Annotated in this window: 17 protein-coding genes and 1 pseudogene; 10 read left to right on the top strand and 8 right to left on the bottom strand. The window is 65.2% G+C overall.

All coding sequences use genetic code 11. The features are described 5' to 3' along the window. Window positions 1-19 precede the first annotated feature (19 nt). Both HNE04_RS18950 and HNE04_RS18945 read right to left on the bottom strand, forming a co-directional pair. A complete protein-coding gene (locus HNE04_RS18950) occupies window positions 20-190 on the bottom strand; it encodes a hypothetical protein (protein WP_172222610.1) in 171 nt (56 codons plus the stop codon). Window positions 191-198: 8 nt separating this feature from the next. Next, the gene (locus HNE04_RS18945; protein WP_172222608.1) at window positions 199-918 is read right to left on the bottom strand and encodes a cupin domain-containing protein; all 720 of its coding nucleotides are present in this window, start codon (window positions 916-918) and stop codon (window positions 199-201) included. A gap of 266 nt (window positions 919-1184) precedes the next feature. Between HNE04_RS18945 and HNE04_RS18940 the strand changes: the two genes are divergently transcribed. The 8 genes and pseudogenes from HNE04_RS18940 (at window position 1185) to HNE04_RS18905 (ending at window position 7938) form a co-directional block, all read left to right on the top strand. Beyond that, entirely contained in the window at window positions 1185-1391 is a 207-nt protein-coding gene (locus HNE04_RS18940) for a hypothetical protein (protein WP_172222606.1), read from the top strand. Window positions 1392-1400: 9 nt separating this feature from the next. Further along, window positions 1401-2543 (top strand): NAD(P)/FAD-dependent oxidoreductase, encoded by a 1143-nt coding sequence (locus HNE04_RS18935; protein ID WP_172222604.1) that lies wholly within the window; start codon window positions 1401-1403, stop codon window positions 2541-2543. Beyond that, a complete protein-coding gene (locus tag HNE04_RS18930; protein WP_172222602.1) occupies window positions 2533-2841 on the top strand; it encodes a (2Fe-2S)-binding protein in 309 nt (102 codons plus the stop codon). Before HNE04_RS18935 ends, HNE04_RS18930 begins: the two co-directional genes overlap by 11 nt. Continuing rightward, a pseudogene (locus HNE04_RS28430) lies at window positions 2831-4206 on the top strand (FAD/NAD(P)-dependent oxidoreductase). Before HNE04_RS18930 ends, HNE04_RS28430 begins: the two are co-directional and overlap by 11 nt. A 138-nt stretch (window positions 4207-4344) precedes the next feature. After that, window positions 4345-5010, top strand: coding sequence for a haloacid dehalogenase type II (locus HNE04_RS18920; protein ID WP_172222599.1), 666 nt, complete (start codon window positions 4345-4347; stop codon window positions 5008-5010). After that, entirely contained in the window at window positions 5007-6047 is a 1041-nt protein-coding gene (locus HNE04_RS18915) for a phosphotransferase (RefSeq protein WP_172222596.1), read from the top strand. Before HNE04_RS18920 ends, HNE04_RS18915 begins: the two co-directional genes overlap by 4 nt. Further along, the gene (locus HNE04_RS18910) at window positions 6044-7396 is read left to right on the top strand and encodes an aspartate aminotransferase family protein (protein ID WP_172222594.1); all 1353 of its coding nucleotides are present in this window, start codon (window positions 6044-6046) and stop codon (window positions 7394-7396) included. Before HNE04_RS18915 ends, HNE04_RS18910 begins: the two co-directional genes overlap by 4 nt. Window positions 7397-7428: 32 nt before the next feature. Further along, window positions 7429-7938 (top strand): Lrp/AsnC family transcriptional regulator, encoded by a 510-nt coding sequence (locus HNE04_RS18905; RefSeq protein ID WP_172222591.1) that lies wholly within the window; start codon window positions 7429-7431, stop codon window positions 7936-7938. A gap of 49 nt (window positions 7939-7987) precedes the next feature. Here the strand turns inward: HNE04_RS18905 and HNE04_RS18900 are convergent, their stop codons facing one another. From HNE04_RS18900 to HNE04_RS18885, 4 genes are all read right to left on the bottom strand, one after another. Continuing rightward, a complete protein-coding gene (locus HNE04_RS18900; RefSeq protein ID WP_172222589.1) occupies window positions 7988-9292 on the bottom strand; it encodes an NAD(P)/FAD-dependent oxidoreductase in 1305 nt (434 codons plus the stop codon). Further along, window positions 9289-10578: an NAD(P)/FAD-dependent oxidoreductase gene (locus HNE04_RS18895; RefSeq protein ID WP_172222586.1), complete on the bottom strand. Its 1290-nt coding sequence runs from the start codon at window positions 10576-10578 to the stop codon at window positions 9289-9291. Before HNE04_RS18895 ends, HNE04_RS18900 begins: the two co-directional genes overlap by 4 nt. Before the next feature lie 20 nt (window positions 10579-10598). After that, the gene (locus HNE04_RS18890) at window positions 10599-12218 is read right to left on the bottom strand and encodes an ABC transporter substrate-binding protein (protein ID WP_172222583.1); all 1620 of its coding nucleotides are present in this window, start codon (window positions 12216-12218) and stop codon (window positions 10599-10601) included. An 80-nt stretch (window positions 12219-12298) separates the two neighbouring features. Next, window positions 12299-12967: a haloacid dehalogenase type II gene (locus HNE04_RS18885; protein WP_172222581.1), complete on the bottom strand. Its 669-nt coding sequence runs from the start codon at window positions 12965-12967 to the stop codon at window positions 12299-12301. Between the two features lie 113 nt (window positions 12968-13080). Between HNE04_RS18885 and HNE04_RS18880 the strand changes: the two genes are divergently transcribed. Both HNE04_RS18880 and HNE04_RS18875 read left to right on the top strand, forming a co-directional pair. Beyond that, entirely contained in the window at window positions 13081-14034 is a 954-nt protein-coding gene (locus tag HNE04_RS18880) for a LysR family transcriptional regulator (RefSeq protein ID WP_172222578.1), read from the top strand. Window positions 14035-14164: 130 nt separating this feature from the next. Beyond that, window positions 14165-15136 carry a threonine/serine dehydratase gene (locus tag HNE04_RS18875; protein WP_172222576.1) on the top strand — a complete coding sequence of 324 codons (972 nt, stop codon included), beginning with the start codon at window positions 14165-14167 and terminating at the stop codon, window positions 15134-15136. Window positions 15137-15180: 44 nt separating this feature from the next. On the opposite strand, the gene HNE04_RS18870 is transcribed toward HNE04_RS18875, so the two are convergent. Together HNE04_RS18870 and HNE04_RS18865 are read right to left on the bottom strand one after the other, a co-directional pair. Next, window positions 15181-16170, bottom strand: coding sequence for an ornithine cyclodeaminase family protein (locus HNE04_RS18870; protein ID WP_172222573.1), 990 nt, complete (start codon window positions 16168-16170; stop codon window positions 15181-15183). 17 nt (window positions 16171-16187) lie between these two features. Then, window positions 16188-17360: an MFS transporter gene (locus HNE04_RS18865; protein WP_172222570.1), complete on the bottom strand. Its 1173-nt coding sequence runs from the start codon at window positions 17358-17360 to the stop codon at window positions 16188-16190. Window positions 17361-17370: the final 10 nt, after the last annotated feature.

Here is a 17370-nt window from a genome sequence, read left to right as displayed (position 1 = left end):
GCAATCGGGGCCGTTTTCTTCATGGTGCCCTGGTGCTGCACGATTCCTGCGCCACGAAACCCGCGCCCAGGCGGTGCAGGAACTGCCAGTCCTCCAGTCGGTGCGCCCAGCGCAACACCTGCGTCAGGCCGTTCGCCGAGGGAAGGTCATCGGCGTTCATCCGCCGGTAGCTGACGCCTGTGGTGGTCATTGGCGATATCAAGCCTGGACAGCTTGGATCACGTAGAACTTCGCCACGCGATCGCTGCTCTCCCATCCGGTCGGTGCGCCTTTGGGCACGAAAAGCGCATCGCCGGCGCCCGCCGACAGCACGCCGCCATCCGGGGCCGCGAACCGCACGCTGCCGGCCAGCAGATGCATGAACTCGTTCACGCGGTGCGGGCGAACGATCCGGTGGTAGGGCGTGGAATCCCAGGTTCCCGCGCGGTAGTCCGCGCCGTCGTCGGTGAAGACGTTGTCGCTGCGGCATTGCGGCGCCGGGCCCAGGAGCACCTCGGCCGGCAGCGACGCGGACGGCTTGAAATCGGCGTCGGCGCGCAGAGGGAAAAGGCCGCGCTTCGTCGGCTTGTCGCAGGCGGCCGCGCAAAACACGAACCGCGCGCGGGATCCGGCCAGGATGCGAAGCGCCGTACCGCATCCGATGACGGCACCCGTCTGGGGACCGAGCACCAGCGGGGCCGCCCCGGCCGCCGTCAGGGTCAGCTCACCCTCCACCACGACGATGGTTTCGATGTGGGGAAAGCTCGCGACTTCGATCTCACCGATGAAGCTGGTCCGGCCCGCGACCATCGAGTCGGGCCCGTCCCAGGCGATCTCGCGATGCCGCGCAAAGGGATCGCTTTTGCCGAACGCCGCCCTGCGGAAAGAGGTTGAAACGGGTGCGCCGTCGGCACGGTGCAGCACGAGGGCCACGGTCATTCTTGCTCCTGCACATCGCGCGATGAATTCACAACTTCCGAAGGCGCGAAGTTAGCTCCGCCGTGCTGCCGGCGATTGGACGGTCTTGTCGTTCGCACGGTGGCGGAGTTCATTCCGCAGTTTTGGCCGCGTGCGGGCCGCATCCGGTATTTGCTGCTGCTCCTGCGCGCGCATGCGACGCCATGTACTGCGAAGGCGGCGTAATCTTGTTTGCATGAACCCACCTTGATTGCGTGAACACACGCAGGGCGTGCAGGAGACCTGAAATGAGCGATCAGACAATGCCGCAATACGAGCTGCGCTTCCAGTCCCTTGTCGATGGGCGGTGCTACGCGTTTCCATGCAATCCCGCGGGCCATGTCGACATGAACCAGTTAAGCGAACGGGTGCGCAACGACTATCTCTTTGCGCGCGCCTTGGTTGGCCGCGACATGGCTCCCCCGGCCCTGGAGAGTTGCAGGATGTCCCGCTGATTGGAATACATGCCTGCTAGCGATGTGATCGTGATCGGCGGCGGCCTGGTCGGCACGGCATTGGCCTATGGACTGGCGCAGCCCGGCAAGCACATCACCGTATTGGACGAAGGCGACGATGCGTTTCGCGCGTCGCGCGGGAACTTCGGCCTGATCTGGGTCCATGGCAAGGGCCGCGGCTTTCCCCAATATGCCCGCTGGACGCGCGAATCCGCCCGGCAATGGCCCGCGCTGGCCGCCCAACTCCAGGAGCAAACCGGCATCGATGTCCAGGCCAGGCAGATGGGTGCTTTCACGCTGTGCTTTTCCGAGGCCGAACTCGAGGCGCGGCGCGAGCGGCTTGCCGCCGTTGCCGATGAAGCAGGCGGCGACTACCCGTATGAAATCCTGGACCGCGCGGCCCTATTGCAGCGATTGCCCCATATCGGACCGACCGTGATCGGTGGCAGCTACTCGCCGATGGACGGCCACGTCAATCCGCTCAAGCTGCTGCGCGCCTTGCACACCGCGTGCGCGCAGCGAGGGGTGATGCTCAAGACCGGCCACGGGGTGCAGCGCATCACGTACGCAGACGGGGTGTTCACTGCGCACAGCGGCGGCCGGCAGTTTCGCGCGCCCAAGCTGGTGCTGGCAGCAGGCTTGGGCAATGCAGGCCTGGCCGGGCAAGTGGGCCTGCATGCGCCGGTGCGTCCGAATCGCGGGCAATTGATCATCACGGAGCGGTGCAAAAAAATCCTCGACCATCCGACGGGCCATATCCGCCAGACCGACGAGGGCGGCATCCAGATCGGCGAGTCCATGGAAGATGCGGGCTTCGACGACAGCACGACCAGCAAGACGCTGGCCGAACTCTCGCGCCGCGCCGTCGCGAGTTTTCCCGTGATCGGCCAGCTCAACGTGGTTCGGGTATGGGGCGCGCTGCGGGTGATGACGCCCGACGGCTATCCGATCTACCAGGAATCGAAGTCCTGCCCCGGCGCCTACGTCGTCACTTGCCACAGCGGTGTGACCCTGGCGGCGGCCCATGCTTTTCGAATCGCCCCGTGGATCAACGGCGCGGCCGCACCCGAGGAGTTGGAGGCCTTTCGGGTCGAGCGCTTCTCCGTCGCCGACCATTCGACACCGGCCCTGGACCACCATCATGCCCACTGATCCGCTCTTTCGCCCGATCTCCGACGTCACGGCACTCCTCATTGACATCGAGTTCGACGGTCGCCCCCTGAAGGTGCCGGGTCAAGGCTCGATGGCTGCCGTCTTGTTGGCGGCCGGCGTGACGCGCTTTCGCTCCACTCCCGTCTCGGGTGCGCCGCGTGCGCCCTTCTGCATGATGGGCGTCTGCTTCGAATGCCTGCTGGAAATCGACGGCGTAGCCAATCGTCAGGCCTGCCTCGTGACAGTGCATGCGGGCATGAAGATTCGCTCGCAGGAAGGCGCCCGCCATGCAGCTTGAGGCGGTAGACGTGGCCGTCGTGGGTGCGGGCCCGGCGGGTCTCGCAGCGGCCGCCACCGCAGCCGAACTGGGCCTGTCGGTCGCGCTGCTCGACGAGCAGGCGCATCCCGGCGGACAGATCTACCGCGACGTCGCGCGCGCCGGGGTCGAGCGGCTGCAGGTGCTCGGCGACGACTATGCCGCCGGCCGAGCGCTGGTCGAGCGCTTCGCACAATCGACGGCGCGTCACATGGGCGGCGCAGCCGTTTGGCAAGTCACGCGCGATCGCGTCATCCACTACTTGAAGGATGGGCGATCCCGGTCCAGCACGGCCGGCCAGGTCATCCTGTGCACCGGTGCGATGGAGCGGCCGTTTCCGATTCCGGGCTGGACGCTGCCCGGCGTGATGACCGCCGGCGCGGCGCAGATCCTTCTCAAGAGCGCCGGGCTCGCGCCGTCGCAGCCCGTCGTGCTGGCGGGCTGCGGACCCTTGCTGTACCTGCTGGCCTGGCAGTACCTGCGGGCCGGTGTTCGCATCGGCGCCATCGTCGACACCACGCAGCGCAGCGACTACCTGCGGGCCTTGCGCCACATCGGCGGCGCGCTGGCGGGATGGCGCGACGTGAAGAAGGGCCTGGGGCTGATCCGCAGCATCAAGGGCGCCGGCATTCCCTTCTACCGCGGCGCAACCGATCTCGCGGTGGAAGGCGACGACGGGCCACGGCCCTGAGCTTCCGTCTGGGGGCTAAGTCGCACCGCGTCCCGACCGACCTCGTGCTGCTGCACCAGGGCGTGGTGCCGAACAACCAGATCACGGCGTCGCTGCGGTTCGCGCACCGCTGGGACGACCAGCAGCTGTGCTGGGTGCCGACGGCCGATGCTTGGGGCCGCCTCGCGCTGGACGGCTTCCTGATCGCCGGCGACGGTCGTGGCATTTCCGGCGGCGCAGCGGCGGCCTTGCAAGGACAGCTCGCGGCACTGGCCGCGGCGCACAGCGCAGGGCGCTTGCCGGAACGCGAGCGAGACCGCGCGGCCCAGCCACTGCGGTCGGCGCTGCGTCGCCAGCTTCACATCCGGCCTTTCCTCGATGCGCTTTACCGTCCCAAGCTCCAGCACCGCGTGCCGGCCGACGGCGTGATCGCCTGCCGCTGCGAGGAAGTCTCGGCCGGCGAGTTGCGCCGTATGGTCGCGCTCGGCTGCGCGGGGCCGAGCCAGACCAAAGCCTTCTCGCGCTGCGGCATGGGCCCCTGCCAGGGCCGCCTTTGCGGCCTCACGGTCACGGAGGTCATCGCGCAGGCGCGCGGTGTCTCTCCGGCCGAGGTCGGCCACTACCGCATCCGCCCTCCCCTCAAGCCGATCACGCTCGAAGAGCTGGCCGCGCTTTGAGTTCTGAGCCCGGGGCCATGCAAAGTTCCGGCAAGCGTCAAGATTGAAACGGATTCCACTTGCACCGCATGTGAATGCGGCATTTCCGAAGCCGGGGGATTCATAGACTCGTATCCACCCCAACACGTGGATTGCTCTATGACGTTCAAACCCAAATTCATCAGCTTTGACTGCTACGGCACGCTCATCAATTTCGAGATGGGTCCGGCCGCGAGCAAATTGTTCAAGGACCGCGTTCCGGCCGCACGGATGCCCGCCTTCCTCGACAGCTTTCGAGCCTATCGTCTCGACGAAGTCCTGGGCGAGTGGAAGCCCTTCTTCGACGTCGTGCAGAACTCCATCCAGCGGGCATGCAAAGCGCACGGCATCGAGTACAGGCCGTCGGACGCCGTCGCGCTGTACGACGCCGTCCCAACGTGGCAACCGCATCCGAACGTTGTCGAGGTTCTGGAGGCGATCGCGCCGCACATCCCCCTGGTGATCCTCTCGAACTCGATGATCGACCTGATCCCGGCGAGCGTCGTCCATCTCAAGGCGAAGTTCCACGCGGTCTACACCGCCGAGGAGGCACGTGCGTACAAGCCGCGGTTCCAGACTTTCGAATACATGTTCGATCAGCTCGGATGCGCCCCGGACCAGATGATGCACGTCTCGTCGAGTTTCCGGTATGACCTGATGACGGCGTCCGACCTGGGCTTCATGGCGAAGGCATTCATCGATCGCGCGCATGAACCGGCGCTCGAGGGCTACGGCGTCTCCCGCCTGACCGACATCCGCCAGCTTCCCGGTCTGCTCGGCCTATGACCGCATTGAGCACCACCGCGCCGGACCTCGCGCCCGCGGCGGTGGAGGCCTTGGTCCGCCGCATCTACGGCATCGAGGGCAGCGCCCGGCCGTTGGCGGGCGAGCGTGACCAGAACTGCCTGGTGCAGGCGGTGGATGGCAGTCGCTACGTCTTCAAGATCAGCAATCCATCCGAGGCGGCCGCGGTCGTCGATTTCCAGATCGCGGCGCTGGACCACATCGCCCGCGTGTCACCGGATCAGCCGGTGCCGCGCGTGGTGCGGACACTGGAAGGACGCACGCACGGCACCATAGCGCTGCCCGAGGGCAGCCCCACACGCGTGCGGATGCTGACCTACCTGGACGGCATCCAGATCCGCGAGACCGTGCGCACCGCCGAACAGCGGCGCGCCATGGGGGCAGGCCTTGCCGCGTTGAACCGCGCACTGCACGGTATCGCGCATCCGGGCGCGGCGCATGACCTGCTCTGGAACGTGGCCACGGCGCATCGGCTGGCCGAACAGCTCGATAGCCTCCCAGACGGCAAACGCCGCGCGCTGGCCCGGGCCTTCATGGAGCGCTTCAAGGTGCACGTGCTGCCGCGCCTGGCGTCGATGCGTTCCCAGGTGATCCACAACGACTACCACCTCTACAACGTGCTGGTCGCACCCGACGATCAGGCGCGCATCGTGGGCATCATCGACTTCGGCGACATGGTGCGCGCGCCGTTGGTCGGCGAAGTCGGCACCGCAGCCGCCTTCCACATGGCCGGCAGCGCCGATCCATTCGAGGGGCCCGCCCAGTTCGTGGCCGCCTACCACGCGGTGCTGCCGCTCACCGACGCCGAACAGGAAATCGTTGCCGATCTCATGGCGACGCGCCACCTCATTACGGCGCTGATCTCCGAATGGCGCGCCGCGCGCTACCCCGAGAACCGCGCCTACATCATGCGACACAACCCCGCTGCGTGGGAGGCGCTGTCCCACATGGCCGACCTTTCCCGCGATACCGCACGTGACCGGCTGCTGGCCGGTGCAAGAACTGGAGCCACTCAATGAAAAGCACAACCGACCTGAACATGGTCAACGCCTACATCCCCGGCCGCGCCGACGTGGGCCCGGCCACGGCGGCGATGATCGCGCGCCGCGACGCCCTGCTCGGCCCGGCGTACCGCCTGATGTATGAACGGCCGCTGCATATCGTACGGGGCGAAGGCGCCTGGCTGATCGACCCGGAGGGACGCCGCTACCTCGACGCCTACAACAACGTCACGTCGCTCGGCCATTGCCATCCGGCTGTGACCGAGGCGATCTGCCGGCAGGTGCAGACGCTGGCCACCAACACGCGCTATCTCCACGACACGATTCTCGAACTGGCCGAGCGCTTGCTCGCCAGCGTGCCCGAGACCGAGCTAGCCCACCTGATGTTGACCTGCACGGGCAGCGAAGCCAACGACCTCGCCTATCGCATTGCGAAGGTCCGCACCGGTGGCACCGGCGTGATCGTGACCGACACCGCGTACCACGGCATCACCGACGCCGTATCGAAATTCTCGCCCTCGCTGGGCGTGACCGTCGATCTCGGCGCGCATGTTCGCCTGGTTCCGGCGCCGCGCCTGTATCACGCCGAGGGCGCCGACCTTTCCGAACGCTTCACCCGCGACGTCGAGGCGGCGATCGCTGACCTGAAGCGCCATGGCATCAAGCCGGCCGCGCTGATCGTCGATTCGCTGTTCACCAGCGACGGCATCCTGCCCGGACCGCAAGGCTTCCTGAAAGGCGCGGTCGACGCGATCAAGCGGGCGGGCGGCCTGTTCATTGCCGACGAAGTGCAACCCGGCTTCGGGCGGACCGGCGAGCACCTTTGGGGCTTCCAGCGCCATGGCGTCCAGCCCGACATCGTTACCATGGGCAAACCGATGGGCAACGGCCAGCCGATCGCGGGACTGCTGGCGACAGCCGACGTCCTGGCGGAATTCGGAAAAAGCTCGCGCTACTTCAACACCTTCGCGGGCAATACCGTCTCCTGCGCGGCAGCGCTGGCGGTGTTGGACACGATCGATAGAGACCGGCTGGTGCAGCACGCTGCCAAGGTGGGGAAGATTCTGCACGACGGCATCGCCTCCCTTGCCGGCCGGCACGAGGCCATCGGCGACGTACGCGGGGCAGGCCTTTTTGTCGGAGTTGAACTCGTCTCCGACCGCGCATCGCGAGCACCGGATCGCGGGCTCACAAGCCAGGTGGTCAATCGGATGCGCGACAGGGGCGTGCTGATCAGCGCCTGTGCCATGGGGCACAACGTGCTCAAGATCCGCCCGCCGCTGGTGCTGTCAGCGGACCAGGCCGGCCTGGTCATCAAGGCGCTCGACGAATCCCTGGTCGAAGCGCGGGCGGCCGGCGCGAACTAGTTGCGAGCTGCATCTGACGCTACCATTCACCCATGGGCCCGCCAGCTTCCCTCGACCGGTTCGACCTCAAGATACTTGCGCACCTCGAGCGCGAGGGACGCTGTTCGAACGTGGAGTTGGCCAACGCCGTTGGCCTGAGCCAGAGCCCGTGCCTCGTACGGACGAAACGGTTGCAGGAAATCGGTGTGATTCGCGGCTATGGCGCCCACATCGCGCTGGAGAAGTTGGGCAATTGCGTCACCGTTTTTTCCGAGGTGACGATCAGCAGCCATCGCCCCCCGGACTTCCGCAAGTTCGAGGAGGCCGTCGACCGGCACGGCGAAATCGTGGAGTGGCACAACGTCAGTGGCGGGTACGACTACCTGTTGAAAATCGTGGCGCCGAGTGTCGCCCATTTTCAGGAGCTGATGGAGCGCCTGCTGCAGGACGATATCGGGATCGAGAAGTTCACGAGCCGCATCGTGTTGCGCCAGTCATCCGGCAAGCGCAGGTATCCGCTGGGTCTCATCGCGGCAGCGAAGTCGGAGCCCCATCTTCCCTAGGGTGGACGTGCCGCGGCCGTGCGCGTCACGATGTTGCCGGTCCGATATCTCATCGCCCGAGCGCGTCGAGCATCTGGTACCAGCCGGTGACTATCCGTACACCGGGTGCGCGCAGCGAGTGGAAGGGCACCGGCTTCTGCCGGGACGCGTCGAGCAAAGCGAGCTGCGGCGACTCGCCGGCCAGCAAGGCGCCGGCATATTGGCCCAGCAGCGACGCCATGGCGATGCCCACGCCGTTGTAGCCAAACGAGACGCAGGGCCGGTCATCGATGCGGCCAACGTGCGGCAGCTGGTTCAGCGTCATGCCCACCAGCCCCGACCATTGGAAGTCGATTGCCAGGCCTTCGAGTTCGGGAAACAGTGTCGTCATGGCGCGTCGCAGGGCTTCGAATGACGACGCCGTGTCTTCCCTGCCGAAAGCCCCGCGTCCGCCGAACACGAAGCGGCCGTCGACCTTGCGGAACCACTTCATCATGCGCCGCGTTTCCGAGTAGCCACGACGGGCCGTTAGCAACTTCGCCTGCAGGTGCAGCGGCATGCGCTCGGTCGCGATGATGGCGCTGCGGAAAGGGATGATGCTGCGGCTCACCCGGCCGGTCGCTGAGGTGAGTTCTGAATAGGCATCGGTGGCTATCAGGACCTGGCGTGCCCGCACCCTGGCGCCCGGCGTTTCGACCACCACGCCTGCCGGTTCCCGCAGGATGCGGGTGACAGGGCTGTTCTCGAAAATCTGCACCTTGCGCGCCACCAAGCCCGCTGCCATGCCGCGGGCGTAGTTGAGCGGATGGATCGTGCCGGCCAAACGATGGAGGACACCACCGACGAATGCGTCCGAGCCGATCTCCTGTGCAAGCTGCGCACGCGACAGCACGGAGCAAGAGTCGTCTTTCAGCTCGCTGCGCAGCCACTGCGCCTCGGCAATGAGGGCATCGAGCGCGCGCGCGTTATGCGCGCAGCGCAGGTTGCCGGTACGCTCGAACTGCGCATGGGGAATGCCCAGGTCTGCGATGATTTCTTCCACGACGTGCAGCGACTCATGCGCGATGCCGTGCATGCGCCGCGCGGTCTCCGGGCCGTGGGTCTTGGCCATCGCTGGAAAGGGCACGCGAAATTTTGCGCTGACGACGCCGCCGTTGCGGCCGCTCGCCCCCCAGCCAACCGACCTTGCTTCGAGCACGACGGCTTCGATGCCCCGCCGCTGAAGGGCATGCGCCGCGGAAAGCCCCGAGTAGCCGCCGCCGACGATGACGACGTCGGCACTCAGGTCCGTCTCGAGCATCGGGAGTGCGGGCCCGGGCTCGGCCGTACTCTTCCACAGCGAGCGAGCGTCCGCGAATCCCTTGGGACCACTCATGCTTGCGCGCCCTCGGTTGGAGGGTGTGCGGGTCGATGGATACGCGGATTGAAAGAGCGCAGCCTGCGAGGCGCGAAGGGGCTTTGGTCGAGCATGGGATCGCGACCCAGGATCGCGTCCGCGATCAGCGTCCCCGTGACCGCACCCAAGGTCATGCCAAGATGCCCATGTCCACAGGCGACATAGGCGTTCGAGACGAGCGGCGAGGCGCCGATCACCGGGAGCGAATGCGGCACCGATGGGCGAAACCCCATCCATCGGGTCCATTCGGTCGCCCGCAGCCCAGGGAAGGCCGTCTTCGCCCTTTCCACCATCGCGTCCGCACGACGCCAATCCGGCTCTCTCTTCAGCCCCGCGATTTCGACGGTTCCGGCCAGCCTGAGGCGGCCCTGCATCGTCGACGCGAAGAAGGCGCCGTCCGAGACCAGGACGGGCCGCCCCAGCGTGATGTTGGGGTTCGCTATCTCGACGTGATAGCCGCGTTCCGTATCCAGCGGGATATCGCATCCGACATCCGCCGCCAGGCCTCTCGAGTGCGCACCTGCCGCGATGATGACCGCGGCGCCCTTGAGCTGAAGGTCGCGCCCATCACCGCAAAGGATGGAGACCGACCGGCCGCCGGCGACGCCGATGCTGCGGGCTTCCGCTTCATGGAAGACTGCGCCCAGCGCTGACGCCCGGTCCGCGAGGCGCTGGCAAAGCCGCTGGGGGCTGTCCAGGGATGCATAGTCCGGGAAGTAAATGCCCCTGCAGACCGGGCCCGAGGCGGGCTCCAGGTCCTGCACCTCTTTCTCGCCCAGGATTTCGATGTTGGCGCCTCGCCTCCTTCGCAGCTGGATGGCGGCTTGGGCGCCTTGAAACGAGGCTGGTGTGTAGTACAGCATGAGTGCGCCGGTGCGCCGGATATCGTCCTTTAGCCCCAGGTCGGCAAACAGCCGCTCGTACTCCTCCAGAGCGAACCTCGTCATTGAGTGGAGCGCCGCCGAGATTTGCTCCACACGGTGCGGCCGGCAAGCGGGCAGAAACCGGACCAGCCAAGGGAGCGCCTGCAGGAAGTAGGCAGGTTTCACCGCGATGGGTCCCTGCTGCCGAAACAGAAAGCCCGGGGCGCCGAACAGCATCGACGGCATGCCGGAGGGGACCGCGGCTTCGACGGCGATGACGCCGGCGTTCCCGTAAGACGCGCCGCTGCCCGGCGGGCGCGGATCGATGAACTCGACCCGCATTCCCTCCCGCAACAGTCGCAGCCCGACATTGAGCCCGACGATGCCGGTGCCGATCACCACGACACGGTTGACTGCGGCGTTCACGCGTCGAGCCACACGTGTTCGGCGAAGCTGAAGCCCATCAAGCCGCCCAATGGGATCGGAGAGAGTCCGCGCAGCTTCCTGTTGTGGCCGTCGAGGCTTGACGTGAAGTACGGGATTGCTATGCCGGAGTCCTCATGGACCATGGTTTGCAGGTCGGCGTACATCTGGGCGCGCCTGGCTTCATCGGTCTCCGCGCGCGCGGCCAGCAGGAGCTGGTCGAACTTGTCGTTCTTCCAACCGGACTCGTTCTGTGGGGCGTCGGACTTGAAGAAGAGCGACAGCATCACGTCCACGGAGGGGCGCGGCTGGATCATGCCGAATCCCACAGGGTGCTTCATCCAATGCTGGGCCCAGTAGCCATCCGCCGGCATGCGGCGCACGTCGAAGTTGACACCGTACTTGCGCGCCTCGTGCTGCAGGATTGTCGCGATCTCGATGGATCCGTTCGCGACGGGGGACACGACCATAGGGATGGGCGCTGAGCCGACATTGGCACGCTGGAGATGCCACTTTGCCTTGTCGGGGTCGTAGGGGCGCTGCTTCAGCCCTTTGAAGTAAAAGCGCATGCTGGGATGGATCGGCTGGTCGTTGCCCAGAACGCCGTGGCCGAGAACGATCGTCTTGATCATCTGTTCCCGGTTGAACAGCTGTTTCATGCCCAGCACGAAATCGGGGTTGTTTCCCGGCGCGCTGTCGCGGCGCATGACCAGATCCGTGTAGGGGCCCGCCTTGGTTTCGAAAACGGCGTGCTGGCCGCTTCCGGAGACGCGGCTCACCGAGCGCGGGTCGACCGAGAGCACGAGATCGAGCTCGCCGGCCAGCAGGCCATTGACACGCGCGCTCTCTTCGCCGATGCCCACGTGTTCGATCTCGTCGAGGTAGGGCCGGTTGGGCTTCCAGTAGCTTTCGTTGCGCACACCGACCGCGCGCACACCGGGTTTGAATTCCTTGACCTTGTAGGGCCCGGTCCCGATGCCGGCGTTGAAGTCGGTCGTGCCGTCCTTGACGATGTGGAAGTGATAGGTGCCCAGGATCACGGGCAGATCCGCATTGGGTGCGGCGAGGCGGATGGTCACCTCATTCGGGCCCGTCGCGGTGACCTCATCAATCTGGTCAGCCAGCGGCTTGGCGCGTGAACCAATCGCGGGGTTCTTGTGGCGCATCAGGGAGAAGATCACGTCCTGCGGCGTCAGCGGCTTCCCGTCGTGGAAAGTCACGCCGCGGCGCAGCTTGAAGACCCAAGTCTTGGCATCCTTCGTCGTGAACTCCTCGGCCAGCTGCGGCTGCGGCGCCAGGCTGCCGTCCAGGTAGGTCAGCCCGTTGTAAAACATGAAGCCGCGGACGTAGTCAGTACCGTTGGACTGCTTGGCAGGATCGAGCGTGTCGCTGACGGCGGCCGTTGACCCCGCCACCTTGATGCGGCCGCCCTTGCGCGGCGTCTGCGCATGCGCCGTGGCGGCGACGCTGGCGATGCTGCCGGCCAGGGCTGCCTGCATTCCGGCGGCAGTCAACATGGCCAGCACATCGCGACGGTTCGCGCCGCGCTTCAATGCGCCGAGGATCCGCGTGCTCTCTTCGGGGCCGATCAGGCCGGGCAACTGCTTGTTCTCTTCCATGGTCCTGTCTCCTTGTGAATCTCGCTGCTTGCGTAGGTGCCGCAGGCGGCACGGACAGGGATGCCCGTGCCGCTTCGGTTTCAGAGGCCAACTAGGGCCGGAAGCCCGTTGATGTCGCGGATTTCGGCGTAGCTGAAGGCTTCGTTGGGCCGCGGTTCATGCCCCCGGTTGACGAACACCTTGTTGACGATGCCGAGTTCATGCGCCGTGAACATGTCGTAGCGCGGATTCGCGGAAATGTGCAGGATGTCTTCGGGCGCGCAGCCGAGCTGGTCCAGCATGTATTCGAAGGCCGCGTAGCGCGGCTTGTAGGCCCCCGCGTCCTGCGCTGTATAGACCTTGTGGAAGGGGGCCTGCAGCTTGTCGACGTTCGAGTGGATTTGCTCGTTCATCGCATTGGACATGATCACCAGCGGGATCTTCTTCGCGATGCGCGTGAGCGCGTGCGGCACGTCGGCGTGCGGCCCCCAGGTGGGCACGATGTCGTAGATCCTCTTCGCGTGCTCGTCGCGGTACTGCAGCTTGTGCTTTTTGCACGCACGCTCCAGGGCCGAACGCAGGACGTCCAGGTAGGGCTTCCAGTCGCCCATGGCTTCGTCGAAGCGGTAGTCGTTGAAGTTCTTGAGGAACACGTGCATCTGCTGGGGCGGCAGCTGCCCCTCGTAGATGTCGTATGCCGCCTGGTGCATGGGGTAGTAGGTGAGCGTCCCGTAGCAGTCGAAGGTGATGTACTTGGGGCGGAAGGTCATGTCTGCGTTCTCCTGGTTTCGGCAAAAAAGTTATGAGATTGATGGCCCGAGAATAGGCAACGCATCTCTAGAAGGCAATTGCGCAATTGTCAGCACGGGCATAACATCAAGTCATGCATAGCCTGCGCAGAAAGCTCCCCAGCGCGAACGCGCTCTTCGCGTTCGAGGCCGCCGCCCGCTGCGGCAACTTCAGCAAAGCGGCTCTCGAGCTGTACGTCACACAGCCTGCGGTGAGCCGCATGCTTTCGCGCATGGAAGAGCACCTGGGCGTCAAGCTGTTTGAGCGGGCGCATGCCAAGGTCCGCCTCACCGAAAGCGGGGAAATCCTCTACAAGCGCATTGCGGAGGGTTTCCGCGGAATCGAGGCCGCACTCGACGAGATCGAGGCACGCAGGACCGGCACGGAGACGATCACGCTGTCCCTCTCCACCGCCTTCACGACGCATTGGCTGATGCCGCGCATGCACAAGTTGCACAAGGCTTTCCCATCTGTCGATCTGCGCTTCCAGCTCACTCCCGGGCCCATGCGGGGTCCGGTGCAGGATGTGGACCTCGGGCTGCGCTTTCCGCATCGCGACGAAGCGCACGAACAGGGTGTCCTGCTGATGCCGGAGATCGTGCTGCCGGTCTGCAGTCCGGGCTACGCCGAGCACGCACGCTCGCAAGTGGAAGAGGGCGACACGCTGATGAACCTCAGCGAAGACCATCGCGACTGGCACCGCCGCTTCGCCAGCTTCCAGAAGAGCGGCCGCCGCGTGGCGCGGGTGGTCGACTTCTCCGACTATGCGATCGTCCTCCAGGCAGCACTGGTCGGCCAGGGCATGGCGCTCGGCTGGCTCAACTCCACTGCTTACTGGTTGACGACCGGAGCGCTCGTGCCCGGCGAGCAGGAGGCGATCGTCACGGAGCGCGCATGCCGCTTGTTGCATCCCGCCAATCGGCCGCCGCGTTCCGCGGTCCTGGAACTTAGCGAATGGATCGTGGAGGAGATGAAGTTCGACGTGATGGCCATCGACCGGATGTACCCCGCGCTGCAGCTTGCGAAGCTGGCAGGCTACGCGCCATGAAAGCAGATTGTCCGTTCCATGCGCCAAGAACAGCATCGTCGTTTGCGCGCCGCCCGTGATCCGGCAGCTCCGGCTGCCCACCCGCGCCTACGATTGGCTGCACCAACCGGCTTGAAAGCTGATCAGCACCATGCGCAACTACCCCACCATTCAGGACATCCGAGAAGCCCAGGAACGGCTGAAACCGCACATCCGGCATACGCCGTTGCTGCGAGCAGAGAAAATCGAGAAGGCCGTTGGTTGCCAGCTCTACCTCAAGCCTGAAACCCTGCAAATCACGGGCGCCTTCAAGATTCGAGGCGCTCTGAACAAGGCTCTGTCGCTCCCGAGAGAAGAGATCGCCAACGGCCTCATTGCGACTTCTTCGGGCAATCATGCCCAGGGGATCGCCTATGCCGCCAGGATGCTGGGCGTCAAGGCGATCCTGGTCGTTCCGGTGACTACACCCAAGATCAAGATCGAGAACACCAAAGCCATGGGAGCGGAAGTCGTTCTTTTCGACGGCGACACGGCCGCCCGATGGAAAAGGGTGTGCGAGATCGCCGAAGAGAACAAGTACGCGGCGGTTCACGGCTTCGAGGACCCGCTGGTCATGGCCGGCCAAGGAACCATCGGGTGCGAGATCCTGGAGGATCTGGAGGATGTGGACACCGTCATCGTTCCACTCGGCGGCGGCGGCCTGCTTTCGGGAATAGCCACCGCCATCAAGGAAACGAAGCCGTCGGTGCGGGTCATAGGTGCGGAACCTGCCTTGACGCCCAAGTACTTCCAAAGCCGGATCAACAAGGAACGCACGTCGCTTCCTCTGAAAAATACCATCGCGGATGGGGTGCGAATCAGCGTTCCGGGCCAGAACCCCTTCCCCATCATCGAGAAGTACGTGGACGAGATCGTTCTCGTCGAAGACGAGCACATCGTCGCGGGCATGCGTGTGCTGGCCAGGGATGCCAAGCTGATCGCCGAGCCCGCTGCTTCCATCGGAATCGGAGCCTTGCTGGCCGGCGCTGTCAAGGTCAGACCGGATGAGAAGGTCTGCGCGGTATTGAGCGGCGGGAACTGGGACTTGTGCGACCTTGCCGAGGTCTACAAGGGCAACGACTAAACAAAAGGCCGCGCAGCGGCCTCTTGCTCAAAGGGTGCGGCGAATCAGAAGAACTCGAAGAACGCGCCGACCTTGTTCTCGAGGGCGTTCCGGTAGATCTTGGCCGCCGTCGTGTTGTCCTGGATGGCCATGCCGGTGGAGTCGAAGATGGTGACTTCTTCATCATTTTCTCGTCCCGGCTTCTTACCCAGCAGGATCTCGCCGATCTCTGCATGGATGTCGCCCTTGGCCATGATCTTCTGATTCAAAGGGTGTTGTGTTTCGCCTTTCTCGATGCACTGCGCGATGGAGTCGACGACGACTTTCGCACCCCTGAAGATCTCCGGATCCAGTTCCTGCTTGCCTGGCGCATCCGTACCGATCGCGACGATGTGTGTGCCGGGCTTGATCCACTCGGCTTCCACCAAAGAGCCTTTTCCGCGGGTGGTGGTAATCAGGATGTCAGCCTGTGCTACGGCTTCTTTCTTGGAGTTCGCAATGACGACAGGAATGCCGAACTCCCTTTCGATGTCCGCCTTGTAGTTGGCCAGCGTCTCCGGGTGGTTGTCCCATGCATGGATCTCTTCGATCTTCATCACCTCTGTGATGGCCCGGATCTGCATTCTTGCCTGATTGCCGGTGCCGATCGAGGTGATCTTCTTCGCGTTCTTTCTTGCGAGCGCTTTCACCGACACAGCGCCGCAGGCGCCGGTTCTGAGGCCGGTGATCAGGCTTCCATCCATCACGCAGACCAGCCCGCCGTTTCGGCCATCGAACAGCAGAATGGTCCCCATGCCGTTAGGCACGCCGTACTCCTCCGGGTTGTTCTTGAACCCGCCAGACGACGCCTTCATGGAGATCATCTCGTTGCCTTGGTAATAACCAAGCTTGAAGTCGATCTCCCCGCGGTGCGAAGGAAGCTCGATCCCGATGTAGGGGGGCTGAATGACCTGGTTGCTGTTGAAGGCTTTGTAGGCCTCTTCCACGGTGCCGATGACTTCCTTCATGGAAATCAGTTTCCGGACTTGTTCCTTCTTGAGAAAAAGTGTTTTCATTGCACGACCTCTGTCTGTTAAGTTCTTTTGAAACCGAGCGCCAGCCTGGCGCCGGCACCCGCCATCAGCCCGGCGGCCCAGAACACGCCCGCCGCTCCAATCAGCGAGCCGGCGAGGCCGGACACCATGGGGATGCTGACGCTGGACATGTTGTTCACGATCACCCGCATCGCCACGGCTTCGCCATAGCGGTGCTCGGGTGCCAGTTGGTGCAGCAAGCTCATGACCATGGGCTGCGTGCTGCCCAGGGTGAAGCCCAGAAGCGCGGAGCACAAGCCCATGGCCAGCGCAGCATGCATGAGCGGATACAGGCCGAACAGGATGGCGGTGACCGCCATCGCGCCAAACAGGATCGCCCATTCACGCAGCTGTGCCGCCACCAGCGGCGTCAGCAGCCGCACTGCCGCGGCGGCGATGCCGAAGGCGCCCAGGATGCTGCCAATCACCGAGGCGGGCAAGCCGCGCTCGTGCCCGAGCACCGGCACCAGGAAGGCGTGCACGTCCCAGCACGAGGACAGGAGGCAGGTGATGACGAGCAGCCGCCGCAGGCCCGGGTCGCGCCACAGCTCCCAGGCACCGCCCCGGCCGTTGGCCACCTCGGGCGGCTTGGACACGCTTGTCGTCGCTCCTCGCACCGACAGCCAGGCAAGCAGCGGCAGCGTGGCAATCGCCAGGAACGCCGCGCGAAAGCCGGCGCTGTCGATCATGACACCGGCTGCGACCGGGCCCAGGACATTGGACAAGGCCAGACCGATGGCCTGCCACGAGTATGCCTTCCGCAGCGCGGCCGGTTCGCTCACGATGCGCGCGGTGTGGCGCTGCACCGCGATGCTCGCGACGCCGCCCGCACCGCCGGTGAGCACGGCGCTCGCGCACAGCACAGGGAACACCGGCCACGCAGCCGCGATGGCGCAACCGGCCATGGCCACCGCAACCGCCGCCACGACCGGCCTCTTCAGCCCGTGGCGCTCGCAGTACCGGCCCGCGGGCAGCGCGAGGAAAACCTGCGATAGGGCGAACAGCGCGATCAGGCACCCGACCAAGGCTTCCCCATGGCCCAGGCGCAGCGCCTGCAGCGGCGCGGCCATCCGCGTGCCGGTCACGCAGGCGTTGAGGAACAGCTGGACCAGCATCAGCCGGGCCAGCTCGCGGCCCGGGCCTTGGAGCCGAGACAGGCGTGATTCAGGCATCTTGCGGGAT

This window comes from Caenimonas soli (assembly GCF_013155545.1).
Taxonomy (GTDB): Bacteria; Pseudomonadota; Gammaproteobacteria; order Burkholderiales; family Burkholderiaceae_C; genus Ramlibacter; species Ramlibacter soli.
Note: the sequence above shows the minus strand (reverse complement) of the source record. Positions and strands in the feature narration are given on the sequence as shown.

Coding starts and splice junctions, on each gene's coding strand:
- HNE04_RS18920 (WP_172222599.1), top strand. CDS start 4,345: ATGACGTTCAAACCCAAATTCATCAGCTTTGACTGCTACGGCACGCTC.
- HNE04_RS18950 (WP_172222610.1), bottom strand. CDS start 190: ATGACCACCACAGGCGTCAGCTACCGGCGGATGAACGCCGATGACCTT.
- HNE04_RS18885 (WP_172222581.1), bottom strand. CDS start 12,967: ATGACCTTCCGCCCCAAGTACATCACCTTCGACTGCTACGGGACGCTC.
- HNE04_RS18875 (WP_172222576.1), top strand. CDS start 14,165: ATGCGCAACTACCCCACCATTCAGGACATCCGAGAAGCCCAGGAACGG.
- HNE04_RS18890 (WP_172222583.1), bottom strand. CDS start 12,218: ATGGAAGAGAACAAGCAGTTGCCCGGCCTGATCGGCCCCGAAGAGAGC.
- HNE04_RS18870 (WP_172222573.1), bottom strand. CDS start 16,170: ATGAAAACACTTTTTCTCAAGAAGGAACAAGTCCGGAAACTGATTTCC.
- HNE04_RS18865 (WP_172222570.1), bottom strand. CDS start 17,360: ATGCCTGAATCACGCCTGTCTCGGCTCCAAGGCCCGGGCCGCGAGCTG.
- HNE04_RS18910 (WP_172222594.1), top strand. CDS start 6,044: ATGAAAAGCACAACCGACCTGAACATGGTCAACGCCTACATCCCCGGC.
- HNE04_RS18880 (WP_172222578.1), top strand. CDS start 13,081: ATGCATAGCCTGCGCAGAAAGCTCCCCAGCGCGAACGCGCTCTTCGCG.
- HNE04_RS18935 (WP_172222604.1), top strand. CDS start 1,401: ATGCCTGCTAGCGATGTGATCGTGATCGGCGGCGGCCTGGTCGGCACG.
- HNE04_RS18900 (WP_172222589.1), bottom strand. CDS start 9,292: ATGAGTGGTCCCAAGGGATTCGCGGACGCTCGCTCGCTGTGGAAGAGT.
- HNE04_RS18940 (WP_172222606.1), top strand. CDS start 1,185: ATGAGCGATCAGACAATGCCGCAATACGAGCTGCGCTTCCAGTCCCTT.
- HNE04_RS18930 (WP_172222602.1), top strand. CDS start 2,533: ATGCCCACTGATCCGCTCTTTCGCCCGATCTCCGACGTCACGGCACTC.
- HNE04_RS18945 (WP_172222608.1), bottom strand. CDS start 918: ATGACCGTGGCCCTCGTGCTGCACCGTGCCGACGGCGCACCCGTTTCA.
- HNE04_RS18915 (WP_172222596.1), top strand. CDS start 5,007: ATGACCGCATTGAGCACCACCGCGCCGGACCTCGCGCCCGCGGCGGTG.
- HNE04_RS18905 (WP_172222591.1), top strand. CDS start 7,429: ATGGGCCCGCCAGCTTCCCTCGACCGGTTCGACCTCAAGATACTTGCG.